Raw genomic sequence first — 17,273 nt, 5'->3', positions numbered from 1 at the left:
ATCTATTCTATTTATTCTTTTCTATATTAAAGTATAGCAATAATAATAGTTCTATCAATAACTTGTTACTAACTTAAAATTCAGTAAAAATTGGCGTTGTTCAACTTGTGGATAAATATGTGAGTAACTTTCGTATATTATTGATTTTCTGTTATGATTTATGTGTATAAGTAAGGTGTTTAGAGTGTTAGTAATTTTCTTTTATGGAAAATACTTTACCATCATGCATTGTTACACAACTATGTATATGTTGTTGAAAAAGTTGTTGATCAATTGTTGGTATTTTATATCAACAAATAATTCACAAATTAATTTGACATTATTCACATGCTTATTAAACATTTAATAACAGTTTTCTTGATAAATCTAATCTGAAAACGTTTTTGCCATTACAGGGAATAAATTGAGTAAAAAAAGAACCTTAGTAGAAAAAATAGCATATAGAATTTTTCTCTTCCTTTTCAAAAAAGCTTCTGTGTTGAAAAAGTGTGCGACTGAGGCATTAATGAAAGATCTGCCAGACCTTAATATATTTAATGGTCTATTAAAATTCCGCGATTGTGGTATAATGGATATAATGACTCCACGTACAGAGATATGCGCAGTAGACATTGAGTCAAGCGAGCGTGAAATAATAAAGAAGATAAAAAACACTTGCCACACTAAAATACCAATTTATAAAAATAACTTTGATAACGTAATAGGCTTTTTTTATGTAAAAGATGTTATTTTTAATAGGGATAAAAATTTTAATCTGAAACATATTATACAAAGCGTAATATTTGTTCCACCCTCGATGAAGACAACTAATCTTTTTGTTAGGATGAACTCTTCTAAATCATGCTTAGCTATCGTATTGGATGAATATGGTGGAACTGATGGTTTAATTTCAATGACTGATCTTATAGAGGAACTAATACCAAACATTGATAGTGAAAACGAAATAAATTCAGAATATACCATTACTGAATTGTCTCAAAATAAGTTTGAAGTATCAGCAAGGGCTCTTATAAAAGATATAGAAGAGGATCTAAAAATAGAATTACGTGACCCTGAAGAAGACTATGTTACACTTGGTGGTTTGATTCTTTCGATTGCTGGTAAAGTGCCTTCTGTAGATGAAGTCATTAAATATAAAAATGGTATGAAGTTTATCATCAAAGATGCAAATGAGCGCTACATTAATAAAATAGTACTAGACTTAAGTGATTACAAAAATTAGATTTGGTACCCCTTGTCGGGGAATGCCTTGACACGAAGAAAAAGTTGTAATAACCAAATATGCAACTCAAGTTATAGTTAAACCTATTTCCAGCAAATTATTTTCGCAAGTATAATGCATTTCAGTGTTATAGTACTCTAATAATAAAGAGGTCATATAGATATTAATATCTTTTGTATTTAAATTAGTGTCATTTTTTTTGATTAATTTGTCTACTAATGATTTGCTTATTGGTTTGTGTTCATTTAGAATTTTTATAGTTAATAGCATTTTATCTTCTGTTTGACTCAGTAAAACAGATACTAGTTCAACTTCCGCCACTGCACTGGCTATAGTTAGCACCATATTAGAAATTATCTTATTTATCTTTTCAATTAAATCTTCCTTATTTTTTGCAGAGTATGCGTCTATTTTCCACGTAAGCTTTACTTTTTTTTTAATAAATAATTTTCGATATTAGATTTGGTCTTATCAAAGCTATAATTATCCATTGAAGAAGAATATGCCTGCTTCATAACTTTATGTTTATATATTAAATCATCGGAGCTTTCTTTAAGAAACAACAACGCTTCCTTCTGCGCATCAGCATCATTCTTATCTATTACTTCAAGCTCTTCTACGCCAAACGTTATTCCATTCATAGAGTTAGCAAAGTCATGAAGCAGCCGTCCTGATAGCAGTTCCGTTATTAACAGTATGTTTTTGGTATTTTCGTTCATTGGATAATTATAAATGATTTAAGTTACCCTATATTGGTAAGTATATAATAGTCAATTAAGAGAAAGTTTCGTTGCACTTTTTATATCAAGGCATTAATATAGTATTAACAATTTTAAAATTTATAAAAGGATTATGAATACTTATACCAGATCAGGAATAGATATTGAACTATATAATAAGTTAATAAAAGAAGTCAAGCCTATTGCTCAAGAAACTACTAGAGAAGAAGTAATCAGCGAAATAGGTTCATTTTCTGCGTTATTTGATTTTGCTGCACTAAGTAAGAAGTATGACCATCCAGTACTCGTTTCCTCAACTGATGGAGTAGGTACGAAACTGTTGATAGCTCAAGAAGTGAATAAACATGATACTATAGGTATAGATTTAGTTGCAATGTGTGTAAATGACTTACTTGCACAAGGAGCAACGCCTTTGTTTTTCCTTGATTACTTTGCAACAGGCGTTTTGACCAAAGATGTTTTATTATCTGTGGTTAAGGGCATTGCAGAGGGGTGCAAGCAAGCTAAAATAGCATTGGTTGGTGGGGAAACTGCAGAAATGCCTGGAATGTATGGTAATAATCACTATGACCTTGCAGGGTTTGTGGTTGGTGTAGTTGATCGAAAGCAAATTCTTCCAAACTGTAGTATGATGAAAGCAGGTGATTATATAGTTGGCTTAGAGTCAAGTGGAATTCACTCAAATGGGTTTTCTTTAGTGCGCCATGTTTTCAAAAGCTTAGGTATAAATTATAACGATACATCTCTATGGAATAATAAATCTTGGAGTGAAATACTACTTGAACCAACAAAAATATATGTTGATTCTTTGCTGCCTATCATGTCACAAGTAAAAGGTATTGCGCACATCACGGGTGGTGGTTTGGTAGACAATATTCCGCGAATTCTTCCAAAAAACTTATTTGCAAACATAGACATTAATTCCTGGAAATGGCCAGATATATTTTTATGGCTAACAAAGGAGGGTAAAATAGAGAAGAAAGAAATGCTAAAAACATTTAATTGTGGTATTGGTATGGTATTGATCGTAAGTTCTGAGAATATGCAAAACGTGAAAAATCATTTCCAAAAACGTGGAGAAAAAATTGAAATTATTGGAAAACTTGATGAGGCATGTAACCCTCCACTTGATAGAGTAGTATTTAGTTAACCTAACTTTACTGACAGTCTTTTTGCAACTTCTAGGTATGCTTCCTTTAAATCTCCTAAATTCAAACGAAAGACATCTTTATCTAGCTTTTTATAAGTATTTTTATCCCATAATCTGCAGTTATCAGGGCTAATTTCATCAGCTAAAACGATTTTAGTACTGTCATTTATTAATCTGCCAAATTCTAACTTGAGATCAACTAAATATATACTTGCATTTGAAAATAGGTGAACTAATATTTCGTTGATTTTTAAAGTTGTAGTTTTAACTTCATCCATTTCTTTGCTAGATAGCCAATCAAAATACAGTATGTGATTTTCACTTACCATTGGGTCGGCTAGGTCATCATTTTTGTAAAAAAAATCGATTATAGGAGATGCAAGCCTCTCACCTTCTTTGATATTAAAACGTTTGCAAAAGCTGCCAGCTGCGACATTTCTAACTACTACCTCAAGAGGTATTATCTTGAGTTTTTTGACTAGCTGTTCTCTTTCGTTTAGAGTTTTTATAAAGTGTGTGCTAATTTCTGCTTTCTCAAGCTTTTCCATGATAAAAGCACTAATATGATTATTAATTATTCCTTTACCATCGATTATTTCATATTTTTCCTTATTGAATGCTGTAACATCATCTTTAAAGTGCTGTATGACAATTGATAAGTCTTCAGTTTCAATAATGGCTTTCGCTTTACCTTCGTATATCGTTTTATTCAGTGACATGTTTAATTTAACTATATATTATATCAATTTACTATTCTTAGAGTATAGCCCCAAATAACTTAAAATAAACCTTAATGGCATTCAATGTTACAATATTAACCATATTCCCAGAAATGTTCCCGGGGTTTTTGAACTATTCTCTTGCCGGAAAAGCGTTAGAAAAAAAAATATGGAACCTTGAAGTAATAAATATTCGTTCTTTTGCGAAAGATAAACATTCAACTGTGGATGATGTTCCATATGGAGGTGGAGCAGGAATGGTTATGCGTTCTGATGTAGTTGGTGATGCAGTAGATAGTATGCTCTCTGTTCATAAAAACACTAAGTTTATTTACATGACTCCATCTGGAACTAAGTTTAATCAGAATATTGCCAGAGAATTATTAGAGTTTCCTCATATAACAATATTGTGTGGTCGATTTGAAGGTATTGACCAAAGGATAATTGATGCGTATACTCCTTATGAGTTAAGTATTGGAGATTATATACTTTCAGGAGGTGAGCCAGCTGCAATGGTGGTTCTTGATGCATGCATTAGACTTCTTCCAGGTGTAGTAAATAATACCGATAGTATTACTGAAGAAAGTTTTAATTATGGTGGTGGTGTACTTGAATATCCTCAATATACTAGACCTGAGCAGTGGAAGGGATATAAAGTACCTGAGGTTTTGTTATCTGGCAATCACAAAAAAATAAGTGATTGGAGGCAGAAGCAGTCTCATGTTATAACAAAAAAGCGTAGGCCTGAATTATTGAGTGGAGAGATAAATGACAAATTTACTTAAAAAATTTAACGAACAGCAAATGCAAGTGTTAGCTAAAGAAATACCAGAATTTCGTCCTGGCGATGATTTGAAGGTCACTTTTAAAGTAGTTGACGGTACAAGTGAACGTATACAGATATTTGAAGGTGTATGTATATCAAAAAGGAACCGCGGGTTACATTCTTCTTTTGCAGTCAGAAAAGTGAGCCATGGAGAAAGTATAGTGTCTCAGTTTTTTGTTTATTCTCCTGCACTGGTTTCAGTGCAAGTGACAAGAAAAGGAAAGGTTCGTAGAGCAAAACTGTATTATCTGTGCAAACTATTTGGAAAAGCTGCAAGGATCAAAGAGCGTACTACTTATGTTAAAAAGAAATCTAAGTAGATACAATAGGGAGTGATGTCAATTGTGTCATCTCAGAACTCTCTCTTGTCATCCCAGTGCGTGACACACAACTGTACGAACATTGTGTTTGCCTCCCGCTGTGGTGTCATCCCAGTGCTCCGACACTGGGATCCAGCATTCATTATTCTCCTTTTGGTTTGTGCTTTCATGGAAAATGTAAAAATTATTTGCAGGCAAAGCCTGCTGGATCCCAGTGTCAGCTACTTGCATGACAAAAAAGGGGAAAGTTTTTTCAAATCCTCGTGTAAAGAAAAGTAAATGAGTATAAAGAAAAAATTCCTTAAATTACTTCAGTCAAGGCGTGTACATGCTCGTATAAAAAGGAAAAATAAAAAGAACAGAGCGCTACGCTTTTGTTCTTTCACGGCACTAGTTATCTCACTTGGCTGTCCTGTGTGTATATTGTTGAGTATATTAGTTAACTCTTACAGTGCCTTAACAGTAACGAAAATTTTATTGCCAGTTGAAATAAATGCTGATCTTACTTTGGCGAGTAATCCTAGTGATTTGCGGTATAAGTCCATTGGCTTACTCAACGATTCTTTACGTAAGGTGTTTGGAGGAACTGATTTTAAAGACGGTGACGAAATTTTAAGTCGTAATTCTTACAAAGAACTAGAGAAATTTTTTCGTAAGAAAGTAAAAGATAGTGGTGAATATGAGATCTGGTTTACCGCGTCAAGTATAATTAATTCAATAAATAAAGATAAATATTTGAATGATCGTTATGCTAAATTACTTGATTGGCTAAAAGAAAAGAGGAGAGTGAAAAAATTTTTTAATAAGTCTTTATTCCTTAAATCTGACTCTCGTGAACCTGAAAATGCAGGGATTTTAGGAGCGTTTATCGGTTCATTAATGACAATTATAGTGTGCCTAGCATTAGCATTACCAATAGGAATTATGTCGGGCATCTGTCTTTACGAATTTATGCCTAAAAATAGGCTAATGACTAATATTGTAGAAATTAGCATAAATAATCTTGCTGCAGTGCCTTCAATAATATTTGGTGTAGTGGGCTTAACTCTCTATCTTGGCATATTTGGGCTACCACGCTCTTCACCACTTGTTGGTGGAATGACTCTTTCATTTATGATGTTACCTAATATTATAATTGCAACAAAAAATGCCTTTGCGAATGTTCCTATTACGATAAAAGATGCAGCGTTTGCGCTCGGTGCACCTCACATCAAGGTGATATTAGATCACTCTTTACCGATTGCGTTACCAAGAATAATACATGGTACTGTGCTTGCAATTGCAAGGATTTTAGGTGAATCTTCTCCTTTACTTATGATGGGTATGGTGGCATTTATTGCTGATACACCTACGTCCTTTTTCGATCCGGCGACTGTTCTACCTGTGCAAATATACATATGGTCAAGCAATCCTGAAATTGCATTTGTTGAACTTGCTGCTATCGCAATTATAGCTTTATTATTGGTGTTATTTGCGTTAAATTTAGTAGCAAATTTTGTAAAAAGGAAATTCGAATTTTTTAATTTTTAGCAATTCATGAAAATCACAGTCCTATCTGGTTATGGCTTAAATTGCGAAAAAGAAACTGCATTTGCATTTATGGAATGCAGCAGAAAACTTGGTATTGGTAATATTGAAGTAAAAATCGTTCACATTAACGATATCATAGATAATCCAGGTGAACTGAAATTAAGCAATATACTTGCAATTCCAGGGGGTTTTTCCTATGGTGATGACACTGGTGCTGGTAATGCGTTTGCTTTACGTATTAAAAACAACTTGTTGGATGAGTTTCAAGAGTTTTTATCTCAGGACAAGCTGATTATAGGAATATGTAATGGTTGTCAGATATTAGTAAAATTAATTCCAGAGTTCTCTAATCTAGCTTTAATCCATAATGATATAGGCAATTACCAATGCCGCTGGATTAGAGTGAGAGTTAATTCAAAGAGTAATTCTGTTTGGCTACGGGGCCTGAGTGAACTATATCTCCCTATTGCTCATGGGGAAGGCAAATTTTTTATGGATCAAGATATTTTGAACCAATTGATTGAGAGCAATTCCACCGCATTACGTTACATTGATAAAAATGGCAACTATGCTAACCTACAATTTCCTTACAATCCGAATGGATCTACATACGACCTAGCAGCTTTATCAGATAAAAGTGGAAGAGTGCTAGCTTTAATGCCCCATCCAGAAAGGGGAATATTTTTTACTCAGCAAGATAATTGGCCCCTTGAAAAAGAAAAGAGCAAGCGTTTAGGTGTTGCTGTGCCAAAATATGGCGATGGAATGCTTATATTTGAAAATGCACTAAAGTATTTTTGTTAAAATTTATTGATAGGGATTTATGGTCGAAATTATCCCCTGATATTGCAAAAAACTTGCTTGACAAGCCTTGCCAGTCCCCTTATCATGAAACTGAAGCTATTTATTTATCTTCTCTGTACAGATTAAATGACAAAAAAACTCACGTATCTGGCGTCCCATGTTTAATTTTTTGCACTATGTGCATCTTATGTCTTTATAAAATTTCTAGGTTTTTACCTAATATAAGCTGAAATGCGCTTATAAAGCATTTAAAATGTCAAAAAACGCCAACTTAAAAAATGGATAGTGAATAATTAGCTACCCTAGGGTTTCTTTTGCCTTTTTTTCTGTTTAGTAAATTTCTTAAACATTTATGACTAAAGGTTAGTTGCATTAAAAAGCAGCTAAATCGCGGTTATTAAGCGTTTAGAATAAAAAAACGCCATACTTGAAAGTATAATGTAAGTAATTAGCCAACCACGGGGCTTCTTTTGCCTTTTTTTTATTTGGTAAATTTCTTAATATTTATAGCTAAACGACAACCGTCATCCCGCTACTTATTAGCGGCTGAGATACCGCAGCAGTATGACGGTTCGCGGCGGCATAGTAATTCGTCATCCCGCTGCTTGTTAGCGGGATCTCTTGTTAGCGCCGCGGCGGTATGACGTAGGATTGTTGTCATTCCGCTACTTGTTAGCGGCTGAGATACCGCGGCGGTATGACGGTTCGCGGCGGCATAGTAATTCATCATCCCGCTGCTTGTTAGCGGGATCTAGAGATACCGCAACGTCTCACCTATAGCCTTCAGTGCTCCTTTTTTTGTCATCCCAGCGTCACGCGTTGGTTTCAACATTATATCATGAACTTTCTAAAATTCATTGAACTGTGTTTTCAAACGGTAGTGCCGGGGTGTGAGTATAATGATTATCAGTATATAAAAGTCATAGCAGACAGACTTGAAGCGGCAAATGTTGGCAAAATGAGGCGAATAATATTCAATATGCCTCCGCGTTCAATGAAGTCCCTGTGCGCTAGTGTTGCGTGGCCCGCATGGATACTGGGAAATCAGCCAACTGCAAGAATAATAGTTGCAAGCTACTCTCGGCTGCTTAGCGAAAAGCACTCGCTCGATACAAGATGCATAATGCAGTCTAGTTGGTATAGAGAGCTGTTTCCAGAGGTAGAACTATCCAAAGATCAGAATACCAAATACAAATTTCAAACAGTGCAGAGAGGATACAGAATCGCAACGTCAGTTGGAGGGACGTTAACAGGTGAAGGTGGTGATTTCATCATCGTGGATGATCCACTGAGTCCCGCCCAAGCTTTGAGTGAAACGTTTAGAAAGCGTGCTACAAATTGGTTTGACCAGACTTTAGTAGCCAGGCTCAACAATAGAAAAAAAGGAGTAATTGTTCTTGTGATGCATAGGCTACATCAAGAAGATTTAACCGGGCACCTTCTCTCCAAACCGAAAAACATATGGAACCATACTTGTTTACCGATGATATCTGAAAATAAGGAGATTATCTATTCAATCAAAAAGCCAGCGCCTCCTTTTCTTGTTCCTGTCACACGAGTAACTACAAATGAGTACAAAAGCTGGATTACAGCATCAAGTGCTAGAATGACACCACCCGTAATATTATACTCAAGAGAAGAAGGTCAGTTGCTATATCCCCTCGATGGAGGAAAAGAAGAAGTTGAGATGATAAAGGTTGAACTTGGAAGTTACGCTTTTGCTGCACAATATCAACAAAACCCTCTGCCACTTTCAAGTGGTATAATTAAACGAGAGTGGCTGAGAGGTTGTCCGGAAACTAGTAAAAGGCTATAATATCTGAAATTTTAGTACGGGGTAAAGATGAGAAAAAAGTATCCAACAGATCTAAGCGAAAGGGAATGGGCAAGAATAGAAAAACACTTCAGAGTATCATACAAGAAAGGAGGAAGGCCGCCAAAGTATAGCAAAAGAGAAATATTAGAAGCAATTTTCTATGTATTGCGTACAGGGTGTCAATGGCGGTATTTACCAAATGATTTTCCGCTATGGAAGACTGTGTATGAGCAGTTCAGGCAATGGAAGAAGCAGGGAATTTTTGAGAAAATGAATTATGAAATTACAAAATATAGTAGAAGAAAAATAGGAAGGAATGAGCAGCCGAGTGCCTGTATAGTAGATAGTCAATCTGTAAAGACTACAGAAAAGGGGGGATCAAAGGCTATGATGGAAGTAAAAAAGTAAAGGGTAGAAAAAGGCATATAATTACAGACACTCAGGGTTTTATACTAGGTTGTTACGTAGGCGCTGCTAACGAAAATGATAGAGATGGTATTAAAATAGCATTAAACAATATGAGAACAAAATATACTAAAGTTAAAAAAATGTGGGCTGACATGGGATACCAAGGAAGAAATTTAAAGAATCACATAAAGGAAGAATATGACATAGATATTGAAATTGTTAAAAGGCCTCCATGTAGATTTTGGGTGCACAAAGATACGCCACCTGAGCTACTACCAACAAGAGAACAAGGGTTTAAAGTACAGCCAAGAAGATGGGTTGTAGAAAGGACTTTTGCTTGGGTTAATAGGAATAGAAGGCTATCGAAGGAGTATGATTTACTCACAACATCCACTGAGAATTTCATATACCTAGCTATGAGTAGGGTTATGTTAAAGAGGGAATATGCTTGAATTTACTAGTTTCCGGACAACCTCTGAAGCGCTATAGAAATTTTTCTGATAGTCTCTCATATGTCACTCAGAGCTGGGACACTGCAGTTTCAACAAGCAGCATGAGCAACTTTAGCGTCTGCACCACCTGGACAAAAGTGGGCAATAAATTCTATTTACTCGATGTATATCGCGCAAAGCTTGAGTATCCAAAGCTTAAAGAGCAAGTTCTGTCACTAGCTGCAAGATGGACACCGCACGCAATTTTAATCGAAACAAAAACAAGTGGTCAGCAATTGGTGCAAGAGCTAAAGACAAACAGTGATTTACCAATTATCGAAATAGTACCACATGATGACAAACTCACTCGATTTTATCAAATTGTTCCGATTATAGAGTCTGGCAAGGTTTTTCTGCCGCACCAAGCAGTATGGCTGAACGATTTTGAGTATGAGATTTTAATGTTTCCTGAAACTCGACACGATGATCAAGTGGATAGTACCGTGCAATATTTGCAGTGGGTGAGAGATAGTAGCTCTAGGGTCGCAGCTTTACGGGCATTGTGATTTAAGCCTACCAGATCCAAGTAGTCAGCTACTTGCATGACACCCTGACAACCGTCATCCCGCTACGTGTTAGCGGGATCTAGAGATACCGCGAATGAATCGCGGTATGACGGTTCGTGGTGGTATGACAGTTCGTGGCGGTATGACGGTTCGCGATGGCATGACGATAACTTCGTCATTCCGCTATGTGTTAGCGGCTAAGAGATACCGCGGCGGTATGACGGTCTGCGGCGGAATGACGGTTAAGCAATTCGTCATCCCGCTACATGTTAGCGGGATCTCTTGTTAGCGGATGAGATACTGCGAATGAATCGCGGTATGACGGTTAAGTACGTGTTAGCGGCTAAGAGATACTGCGGCGGTATGACGTAGAGCTCGCGTTAGCTATAAGATTAGCTAACATTCTGCACGTCCATAAAAAACAAACCTTCTTTTTCGTCTTGAACGCTAATAATAGCGTGAGTGTTAAAAGGTAAAGGATCATTTGTATGTCCATGGCCTACCCCTTTCATAGTAAATACAGGAAAGTTAACACTTTTTGCAAACCTTTCTTTTACAACTTCAACAAGGTTATCGTTATAGCAGTTAACGAAATCCCCAAAGATTACTGCATGTACTCCATCAAAGATGTGAGCTTGTTTTAGGTGATCTAAACTGCGCTCTATTGCGTATGGGTAGACTCTTATGTCCTCTAAAAATAGAATTTTACCTTTCGCATTTATTTGCCAAACAGTTCCTATACTGTTTTCAACTAAAGTCATATTACCACCGATGATTTTAGACTTTAATCTGCCATCTTTTAGTCTAATGCCATTATTTATCATCTTTAGCTTATCAAATCTGATAGAATCCCGCTTGTTAAGAATTAACTCTTTCAATTTTTCAACAGAGCTTTCAGAAACGGAGTTATTTACTATCATTTCCAACATGGTGCCGTGAAGAGTTTGCCAATCATATTTAGCTTGTAGATGGATGTGCAAGGCAGTTATATCGCTATAGCCTATGAGGATCTTTTTGTTTTGAGCAATCCTTTCTTTTTTATCATTGGGTAACTTTTCTAGATAGGGAATTAACCGAGAAGCCCCTTCTCCTCCTCTGATACACCAGATTATTTTACTATCACCGGTTAGTGCACTAACCAAATCATTTGCTCTGAATTCATCAGAGTTGGAATAAAATGGGTTATCATTACTATATATTTTCTCCGAAATATGGGGATTAAAATCCAAAGCTTCTACATATTCTTTTATAGTAGTCAGATCTGATTCTTTTCCCTTGGAGGAAGGAGCAATAATATCAACTTGGTCCATTGCATGAATACCTGTGTTAGCACATAAAGTGAGAATGAAATATAAAAGGTAAACAATCATTAAAATATCTTATAAAACTCTTTTTTTAGTATATCATCCAATTCAGAGAGTGGAACTTTCACTCCTAGTTCTTCCATTGACGTGACGCCATAACCTTGCAACCCACAAGGAATAATACCCTTATAGTGAGAGAGGTCTGGAAAGACGTTAAGCGCTATGCCATGATAAGTTACCCATTTTCTTAAGCGAATACCAAAAGCTGCAATTTTTTTTTCTACTCCGTTATGGTTTACCCAAATGCCTATTCTATCTTCTCTAAACTCTCCAAGTATATTAAATTGCTTTAAAACATTTATGATCCACTTACTTAGATCTCTAATATATAGCTTTATATCGCATTTGTTTCTTTTTTTAAGGTTTAACATTAAATATATAATGCGCTGTCCTGGACCATGATATGTGTGTTTACCACCCCTTCCTGTTTTATATATGGGAAATAGTTTTTCAACAATATCATCAGCTGTTGCACTGATTCCTGCAGTATAAAGTGGAGGGTGCTGGAGTAGCCATACCAATTCGTCTGCTGAATTATTGTGAATTTGTTGAATTTTCTCTTCCATGGATTTTACAGCACAGTTATAATCAATAAGCTGATTAGATATTAGCCATTCTGTCATATTCTATTTCTTTTTTTTTAGTATAGCAGTTCGTTTTTTCCTGTTATTCCAGTGTGTGACACTGGGCGCAGCCTTTCTTATTCCTAATATACTTAATACTAACTTCTGTGCTATTTCTCCTTAACAAACATAGTACATGACAAATGTTTAATTATTTGTCAACACAGGTCCTCTTTACGTATAGGCAACTTTTTTTATTGAAAAATTCAGAAAAATGTTGTATAATTATTAGTAGATTTTAGGTAAAATATATGGCAAACTCAAAATTTAGCATAACTTTCAACAACGAAATTTCAGAGTGTCTTGCTGGACTGGCTAAAATAAGAAATAAGTCCATTAAAGAACTAACAGAGAAGCTAATACAAGAAGCAATTGAAAATGAGGAAGATAAAATACTAATTGAGCGTGCTGCTAAACGTAATGTTTCAGGTGTAAAGAAAATTAGAAGTGAGGATGTAGACTGGAATACAATATTATCTTCATAGAAAGCGTTCTTGAGAAAGACCTTCCAGCTCTTCCAAAAACAATAAGATTAAGGATCATAAATGCGATAAATAAGCGCCTTACAGTTGATCCCATTAACCTTGGTGAGCCATTATATTACAGATTTAAAGGACAAAGAAGATTAAGGGTAGGTGATTATCGCGTTATCTATTCCGTAAATATTATAAAATATGAAGTGGTTATCACAGAGATAGGACACAGAAAAGATATTTATAAGTAAGTACATCATATAAATATTAAATATATTTTTACTCCTTCCTGATTCATTTTCTACCTTAGGTGGCTTCGCTCAGCTCAAAAAAAAAGCTCATTCTTTTTGTTACCCCTTATTGTGCCTGCCATTTAACTACTGTGTAGAGATTGCTCTCAAACATAATGTTCGTACGTTAGTATATCCTTCCTGTGACACCAATTGATATAATTCTACCACAAATTCAATTTTTTAGGAGGCATATATGAATCTCAATATTTTTCAAAGAAAAAAAAGCGCAGTATTTACTAAATATTCTGCTTTGCAGCTAATGATGGAGCCAAGTTGGAGTAAGCGTGATTATGTAAGTTTTGCTGAGGAAGGTTACATAAAAAATGTTATTGCCTTTCGAGCAATTAATATGATTGCAAGTGCTGCATCTTCGGTACCTTTTACTCTCTGCCAGCTTACTGAACAGGGAAAATCGCAATTAAAAGCCCATCCATTACTGAAATTACTTTATTCTCCTAATCCAATGACATCAAAATCGGAATTTATTGAGGGGATTGTAACTTATCGGTTAGTTAACGGCAATTCTTATATATTGATGGTTGAGTCACAGAATAGTAGAAAACCACCAACAGAGCTTTATCTTCTGCGCCCCGATAGGGTTGAAATTGTTCCAGGGAGAAATAACGTTCCTTATATCTATCGTTATACCATAAATAACAACAGTTATGACTTTAAAGTTGATAAACTAACTGGATGTTCAGCAGTGTTGCACTTAAAGACCTTTAATCCTTTGAATGATTGGTATGGGTTATCACCAATTGAGGCAGCTGCATATAGCATAGATCAACATAATCAGGCGGGTGCTTGGAATCAAGCGATGTTGCAAAATGGGGCAAGACCAAGTGGTGCAATAGTTGTAAAATCAGCAAAAGATGGAAGTGGTGGAAGTTTAAGTCAAGAGCAGTACCAACGCTTAAAAGCGCAGATAAATGATCATTATTCAGGTTCTATAAACGCTGGAAGACCGATATTGCTTGAAGGAGGCTTGGAGTGGAAAGAAATGAGCTTATCGCCAAGGGATATGGATTTTATTGAGTCCAAACACAGCTCAGCTCGTGATATTGCGCTAGCTTTTGGCGTTCCACCGCAATTGCTTGGCATACCGGGTGATAACACTTATAGCAATTTAGTCGAAGCACGCTTATCCCTCTGGGAGCAGACGGTTTTACCAACGCTAGAAAATATTATCTGTCACCTGAATTCTTGGCTGACACCAAGATTTGGTGAAGATCTGTGCTTGTCGTATGACAAAGATGCAATAGAAATTCTCATGGAAAAAAGACAAAAGTTGTGGAAATACGTAGAAAACGCAAGCTTCATGACGCTCAACGAAAAGAGAGAAGCATTTGGCTTGCCACCACTGCCAGGTGGTGATGAGTTAGGTTAAGTTTGTATCCGTTCAGATGAGTTTATTGTCCCCTAAACCGTACACCTAAGTAAATTAACTATTTTTCTTGCCAACCAGAGCGATGAAGATTTGGTCTACATCAAAACTCATCTTAGGACGCCAAATAGGGCCATCCAAATGCATATCGATATAGATTGGATTACTATAATTTGGTGGTATGAAAAAGAACCTGAATATAGAAGCTAAAGCGAAGTTAGATAAGGTTAAATTAGAAGAGATCGATCCTGATGCTTGATCAATCCCGAACTGTAAACTAGTTGAACATATACCACTCTTAATACTTGCTTTTCCGCTAATATTTTCAAAAAATGTCTTGCCATTATATATATCAACATAAGCAAGTGTGGAAATTTCAGATTTATTCTTACTGCTTAACAAATTAGTGATAAATGAATTGAAATCTACATTAGTAACTTCTATTCCTTGCGCTTGTAAGTTTACATCTCCTGATAAGTTACTAGCCCAATCATGAAAACTTTTTCCTTGAGTTTTGATTTCACCATTTAAGCTTACCTGACCATTTACATTGTCAATTCCTATAACCTTACCAATCTTTTTAGTGTCCAAATTTACAATAGAAAATCTTGTATTTATTGAGTCTGATCTTAAATAACCCTGAAAAAACACTTGCCCGCGTTCTAATACGTAACTTGCCTGCCTGATAGTGATAGTGTTGTTTCTCATTACCGCATCCAAATTAAAATCTTTTAAAACATTCTGCTCGGTTTTAAATTCTGCAGTATTGATTTGCACATTTGCATCAAAGCCTTCTTTATCATCCAAAAAATCAAGCTGCTTTGTTGACCATTGAATTTGATCTATCTCATTTCTTGAATTTCTTTTCGTCTCTACTAAATTTGGTAATGTAATAATTTTTCCATTAAATTTACTGCCCGTAAGGTTAACATCTAATAAAGGTTTGGCGTATTTTTGATCTGCTAATATTTTTGCATTACCGGTAATATCGAAATCTTCTCCAGATAGTTTTATTTTATCTGCAACTAGCTTACCTTTTTCCATTTTCAGCAAAAAATCCAAATTTTTAATTTTCGTATCATTCAATGTAAGGTTATTAACACGGGCCTTTATATTTGTATCATACTGAAAATTTTTCAGCCATTGCATTTTAGGTAAACTGCTAAATAATGAATGATCATATTTATCTGCATCAAGATTATGCATGCTAAATTCACCATCGATCACACTGCGTTTTTTTGTGTGGCTTACTCTAATTGATCCTTGCAAGGATTCCTTATTATTTAGCAGTCTAATGTCTGAGATAGATAATATTCTTGGTGCAAGGTGCAGTTTAGAACTTAGTGTAAATTGATTTTTCTGGTTTTCTTTCATCTTTATAGAAGGGAAAAAACATGAAATGAATGACTCAAAATCATTTCCTTCGACTAATAAATCACCGTTGAATTCAGATAGGACATTATTGTTTGAGATCTCTCCTGATAAGTAAGATATATTATTGATTCCAGGAAATTTAAGAAGCGTATTAACTTTTACTTTGCCATCAGTGGATTTTAGTACAGCACGGAAATTGTCCAATATTTTGTTTTGATATTGAATGTTAGAAGCTTCCATATTAAAATTTAAGCTCAAGTTCTTTGGCACAACTGCTCTAAAACATTCCAGAAGATCCTTCATATTCATTGTTCTTTGTGAATCATTTTGTATGGAATCTAAATCAACTTTACTGAAGCTAATATTGAAATTAGTGTGATTGCCTTTTCTATCATTTTGTATTGTACCGCTGGCTTGCATGCTTTTGGAATCAATTTTTAAGTCAGTTGCCGTAAACTCACTTTCATTAAGACTTATATTGGATGATATCTTGATATTTTCGCTAGGAATAACACAAGAGAGAAAGCTAAGATTAATGATTTTTGCTAAATCACTCACAGAACCGGAACTGTTATTAATTGTTAATGTTAAATTACCCTGGAGTTCTTCTTGATTTCTATTACCTGTAAATAGCAAATTTACAAAATTTGATTCAACACTAATGTGTACATTCCTTTTTGTGATATTAACCTTTCCTGAAAAATCGTAATTATTATCACCTACCTTTACTTTACCAAAAAACTGCTTATTTTTTTTTACAGCAACTTCCTTTATGTTAACAATATCAGCGAAATCATTCTTGAAACTTACTTGGCTGTCTTTTATTACTATATCGACTGTGTTACCACTGGCGTTTGTATTTATAATATTAAGTAAATTTTCTTTGTTGCTTTTCATGCCAAACAATGTGATTGACTTTGGTTGCAACGAAAATAAAAACAACGATAGGAACGATGGCCTTATTTCAATTTTTCTTACACTAATTAAATCTGACAACTTTTGCTCTTTATTTTCGTTATATTGTACGTATACATTATAAATAGTGAGCTTTGGGGTAATCAACGAAACTTTAATTTTTCCCCCAATATGCACTTTAGCATCATACGTCTTCTCTAACTCTTTTATGATATATTTCCTGTAGCCACTCCAATCCTTAAAAGTTGCAGCAACATGCATGAGAATTAATAGCAGTGAGATTGATAATATAGCATATAAAGAAAGTCTCATAAT

Annotated in this window: 17 protein-coding genes and 2 pseudogenes; 12 read left to right on the top strand and 7 right to left on the bottom strand. The window is 35.0% G+C overall.

All coding sequences use genetic code 11. From position 1 onward, the window contains the following. The first annotated feature begins 403 nt into the window (after positions 1–403). Positions 404–1,222, top strand: coding sequence for a transporter associated domain-containing protein (locus ABWU55_RS07805; RefSeq protein WP_007549273.1), 819 nt, complete (start codon positions 404–406; stop codon positions 1,220–1,222). Positions 1,223–1,288: 66 nt separating this feature from the next. Here the strand turns inward: ABWU55_RS07805 and ABWU55_RS07800 are convergent, their stop codons facing one another. Together ABWU55_RS07800 and ABWU55_RS07795 are read right to left on the bottom strand one after the other, a co-directional pair. After that, positions 1,289–1,633: a hypothetical protein gene (locus tag ABWU55_RS07800; protein ID WP_233395610.1), complete on the bottom strand. Its 345-nt coding sequence runs from the start codon at positions 1,631–1,633 to the stop codon at positions 1,289–1,291. A gap of 14 nt (positions 1,634–1,647) precedes the next feature. After that, the gene (locus ABWU55_RS07795; protein WP_006280049.1) at positions 1,648–1,941 is read right to left on the bottom strand and encodes a hypothetical protein; all 294 of its coding nucleotides are present in this window, start codon (positions 1,939–1,941) and stop codon (positions 1,648–1,650) included. A gap of 133 nt (positions 1,942–2,074) precedes the next feature. Between ABWU55_RS07795 and purM the strand changes: the two genes are divergently transcribed. Beyond that, complete coding sequence (purM, locus tag ABWU55_RS07790) at positions 2,075–3,112, top strand: phosphoribosylformylglycinamidine cyclo-ligase (protein WP_007549277.1); 1,038 nt, start codon at positions 2,075–2,077, stop codon at positions 3,110–3,112. On the opposite strand, the gene purC is transcribed toward purM, so the two are convergent. Beyond that, complete coding sequence (purC, locus tag ABWU55_RS07785) at positions 3,109–3,831, bottom strand: phosphoribosylaminoimidazolesuccinocarboxamide synthase (protein ID WP_010081959.1); 723 nt, start codon at positions 3,829–3,831, stop codon at positions 3,109–3,111. The genes purM and purC overlap by 4 nt on opposite strands. A gap of 74 nt (positions 3,832–3,905) precedes the next feature. Between purC and trmD the strand changes: the two genes are divergently transcribed. Together trmD and rplS are read left to right on the top strand one after the other, a co-directional pair. Further along, positions 3,906–4,616: a tRNA (guanosine(37)-N1)-methyltransferase TrmD gene (gene trmD, locus ABWU55_RS07780; protein WP_007549279.1), complete on the top strand. Its 711-nt coding sequence runs from the start codon at positions 3,906–3,908 to the stop codon at positions 4,614–4,616. Next, on the top strand, positions 4,600–4,977 hold the full coding sequence (rplS, locus tag ABWU55_RS07775) for a 50S ribosomal protein L19 (RefSeq protein WP_006279489.1): 378 nt from the start codon (positions 4,600–4,602) through the stop codon (positions 4,975–4,977). Before trmD ends, rplS begins: the two co-directional genes overlap by 17 nt. A 48-nt stretch (positions 4,978–5,025) precedes the next feature. Here the strand turns inward: rplS and ABWU55_RS07770 are convergent, their stop codons facing one another. Then, positions 5,026–5,208 carry a hypothetical protein gene (locus tag ABWU55_RS07770; RefSeq protein ID WP_010962989.1) on the bottom strand — a complete coding sequence of 61 codons (183 nt, stop codon included), beginning with the start codon at positions 5,206–5,208 and terminating at the stop codon, positions 5,026–5,028. Between the two features lie 48 nt (positions 5,209–5,256). Here ABWU55_RS07770 and pstA point away from each other — a divergent pair, with 48 nt between their 5' ends. The 5 genes and pseudogenes from pstA to terL all read left to right on the top strand — a co-directional run. After that, positions 5,257–6,507, top strand: coding sequence for a phosphate ABC transporter permease PstA (pstA, locus tag ABWU55_RS07765; RefSeq protein WP_015589336.1), 1,251 nt, complete (start codon positions 5,257–5,259; stop codon positions 6,505–6,507). 6 nt (positions 6,508–6,513) lie between these two features. Beyond that, a complete protein-coding gene (locus ABWU55_RS07760; protein WP_264705898.1) occupies positions 6,514–7,311 on the top strand; it encodes a phosphoribosylformylglycinamidine synthase subunit PurQ in 798 nt (265 codons plus the stop codon). Positions 7,312–8,149: 838 nt separating this feature from the next. Continuing rightward, positions 8,150–9,097 (top strand): annotated as a pseudogene (locus ABWU55_RS07755) (terminase); the annotation flags it as partial. A 57-nt stretch (positions 9,098–9,154) separates the two neighbouring features. Then, a protein-coding gene (locus ABWU55_RS07750) for an IS5-like element ISWpi1 family transposase (protein ID WP_094189578.1) occupies positions 9,155–9,987 on the top strand; the annotation gives its coding sequence in 2 pieces (ribosomal slippage) (positions 9,155–9,524 and positions 9,524–9,987; 834 coding nt in all). Between the two features lie 20 nt (positions 9,988–10,007). Next, positions 10,008–10,532: pseudogene (gene terL, locus ABWU55_RS07745) on the top strand (phage terminase large subunit); the annotation flags it as partial. A 392-nt stretch (positions 10,533–10,924) separates the two neighbouring features. On the opposite strand, the gene ABWU55_RS07740 reads toward terL, so the two are convergent. Together ABWU55_RS07740 and lipB are read right to left on the bottom strand one after the other, a co-directional pair. Then, positions 10,925–11,902, bottom strand: coding sequence for an LD-carboxypeptidase (locus ABWU55_RS07740; protein ID WP_010081984.1), 978 nt, complete (start codon positions 11,900–11,902; stop codon positions 10,925–10,927). Beyond that, positions 11,902–12,519: a lipoyl(octanoyl) transferase LipB gene (gene lipB / locus ABWU55_RS07735; protein WP_010081985.1), complete on the bottom strand. Its 618-nt coding sequence runs from the start codon at positions 12,517–12,519 to the stop codon at positions 11,902–11,904. Before lipB ends, ABWU55_RS07740 begins: the two co-directional genes overlap by 1 nt. 251 nt (positions 12,520–12,770) lie before the next feature. Here lipB and ABWU55_RS07730 point away from each other — a divergent pair, with 251 nt between their 5' ends. The 3 genes from ABWU55_RS07730 (at position 12,771) to ABWU55_RS07720 (ending at position 14,672) form a co-directional block, all read left to right on the top strand. Next, positions 12,771–13,004, top strand: coding sequence for a DUF6290 family protein (locus ABWU55_RS07730; protein ID WP_010081986.1), 234 nt, complete (start codon positions 12,771–12,773; stop codon positions 13,002–13,004). After that, positions 12,980–13,243 (top strand): type II toxin-antitoxin system RelE family toxin, encoded by a 264-nt coding sequence (locus ABWU55_RS07725; RefSeq protein ID WP_080717643.1) that lies wholly within the window; start codon positions 12,980–12,982, stop codon positions 13,241–13,243. The genes ABWU55_RS07730 and ABWU55_RS07725 overlap by 25 nt, the downstream gene beginning before the upstream one ends. A 235-nt stretch (positions 13,244–13,478) precedes the next feature. After that, positions 13,479–14,672 (top strand): phage portal protein, encoded by a 1,194-nt coding sequence (locus ABWU55_RS07720; RefSeq protein WP_010962986.1) that lies wholly within the window; start codon positions 13,479–13,481, stop codon positions 14,670–14,672. A 54-nt stretch (positions 14,673–14,726) separates the two neighbouring features. On the opposite strand, the gene ABWU55_RS07715 is transcribed toward ABWU55_RS07720, so the two are convergent. Further along, positions 14,727–17,270, bottom strand: coding sequence for an AsmA-like C-terminal region-containing protein (locus tag ABWU55_RS07715; protein ID WP_182282701.1), 2,544 nt, complete (start codon positions 17,268–17,270; stop codon positions 14,727–14,729). Positions 17,271–17,273 lie beyond the last annotated feature (3 nt).

It is taken from the genome of Wolbachia endosymbiont (group A) of Crataerina pallida (assembly GCF_964028475.1).
Classification (GTDB): Bacteria; Pseudomonadota; Alphaproteobacteria; order Rickettsiales; family Anaplasmataceae; genus Wolbachia; species Wolbachia pipientis.
The sequence above is the reverse complement of the archived record's forward strand: the minus strand, read 5'-3'. Positions and strand labels throughout refer to the sequence as shown.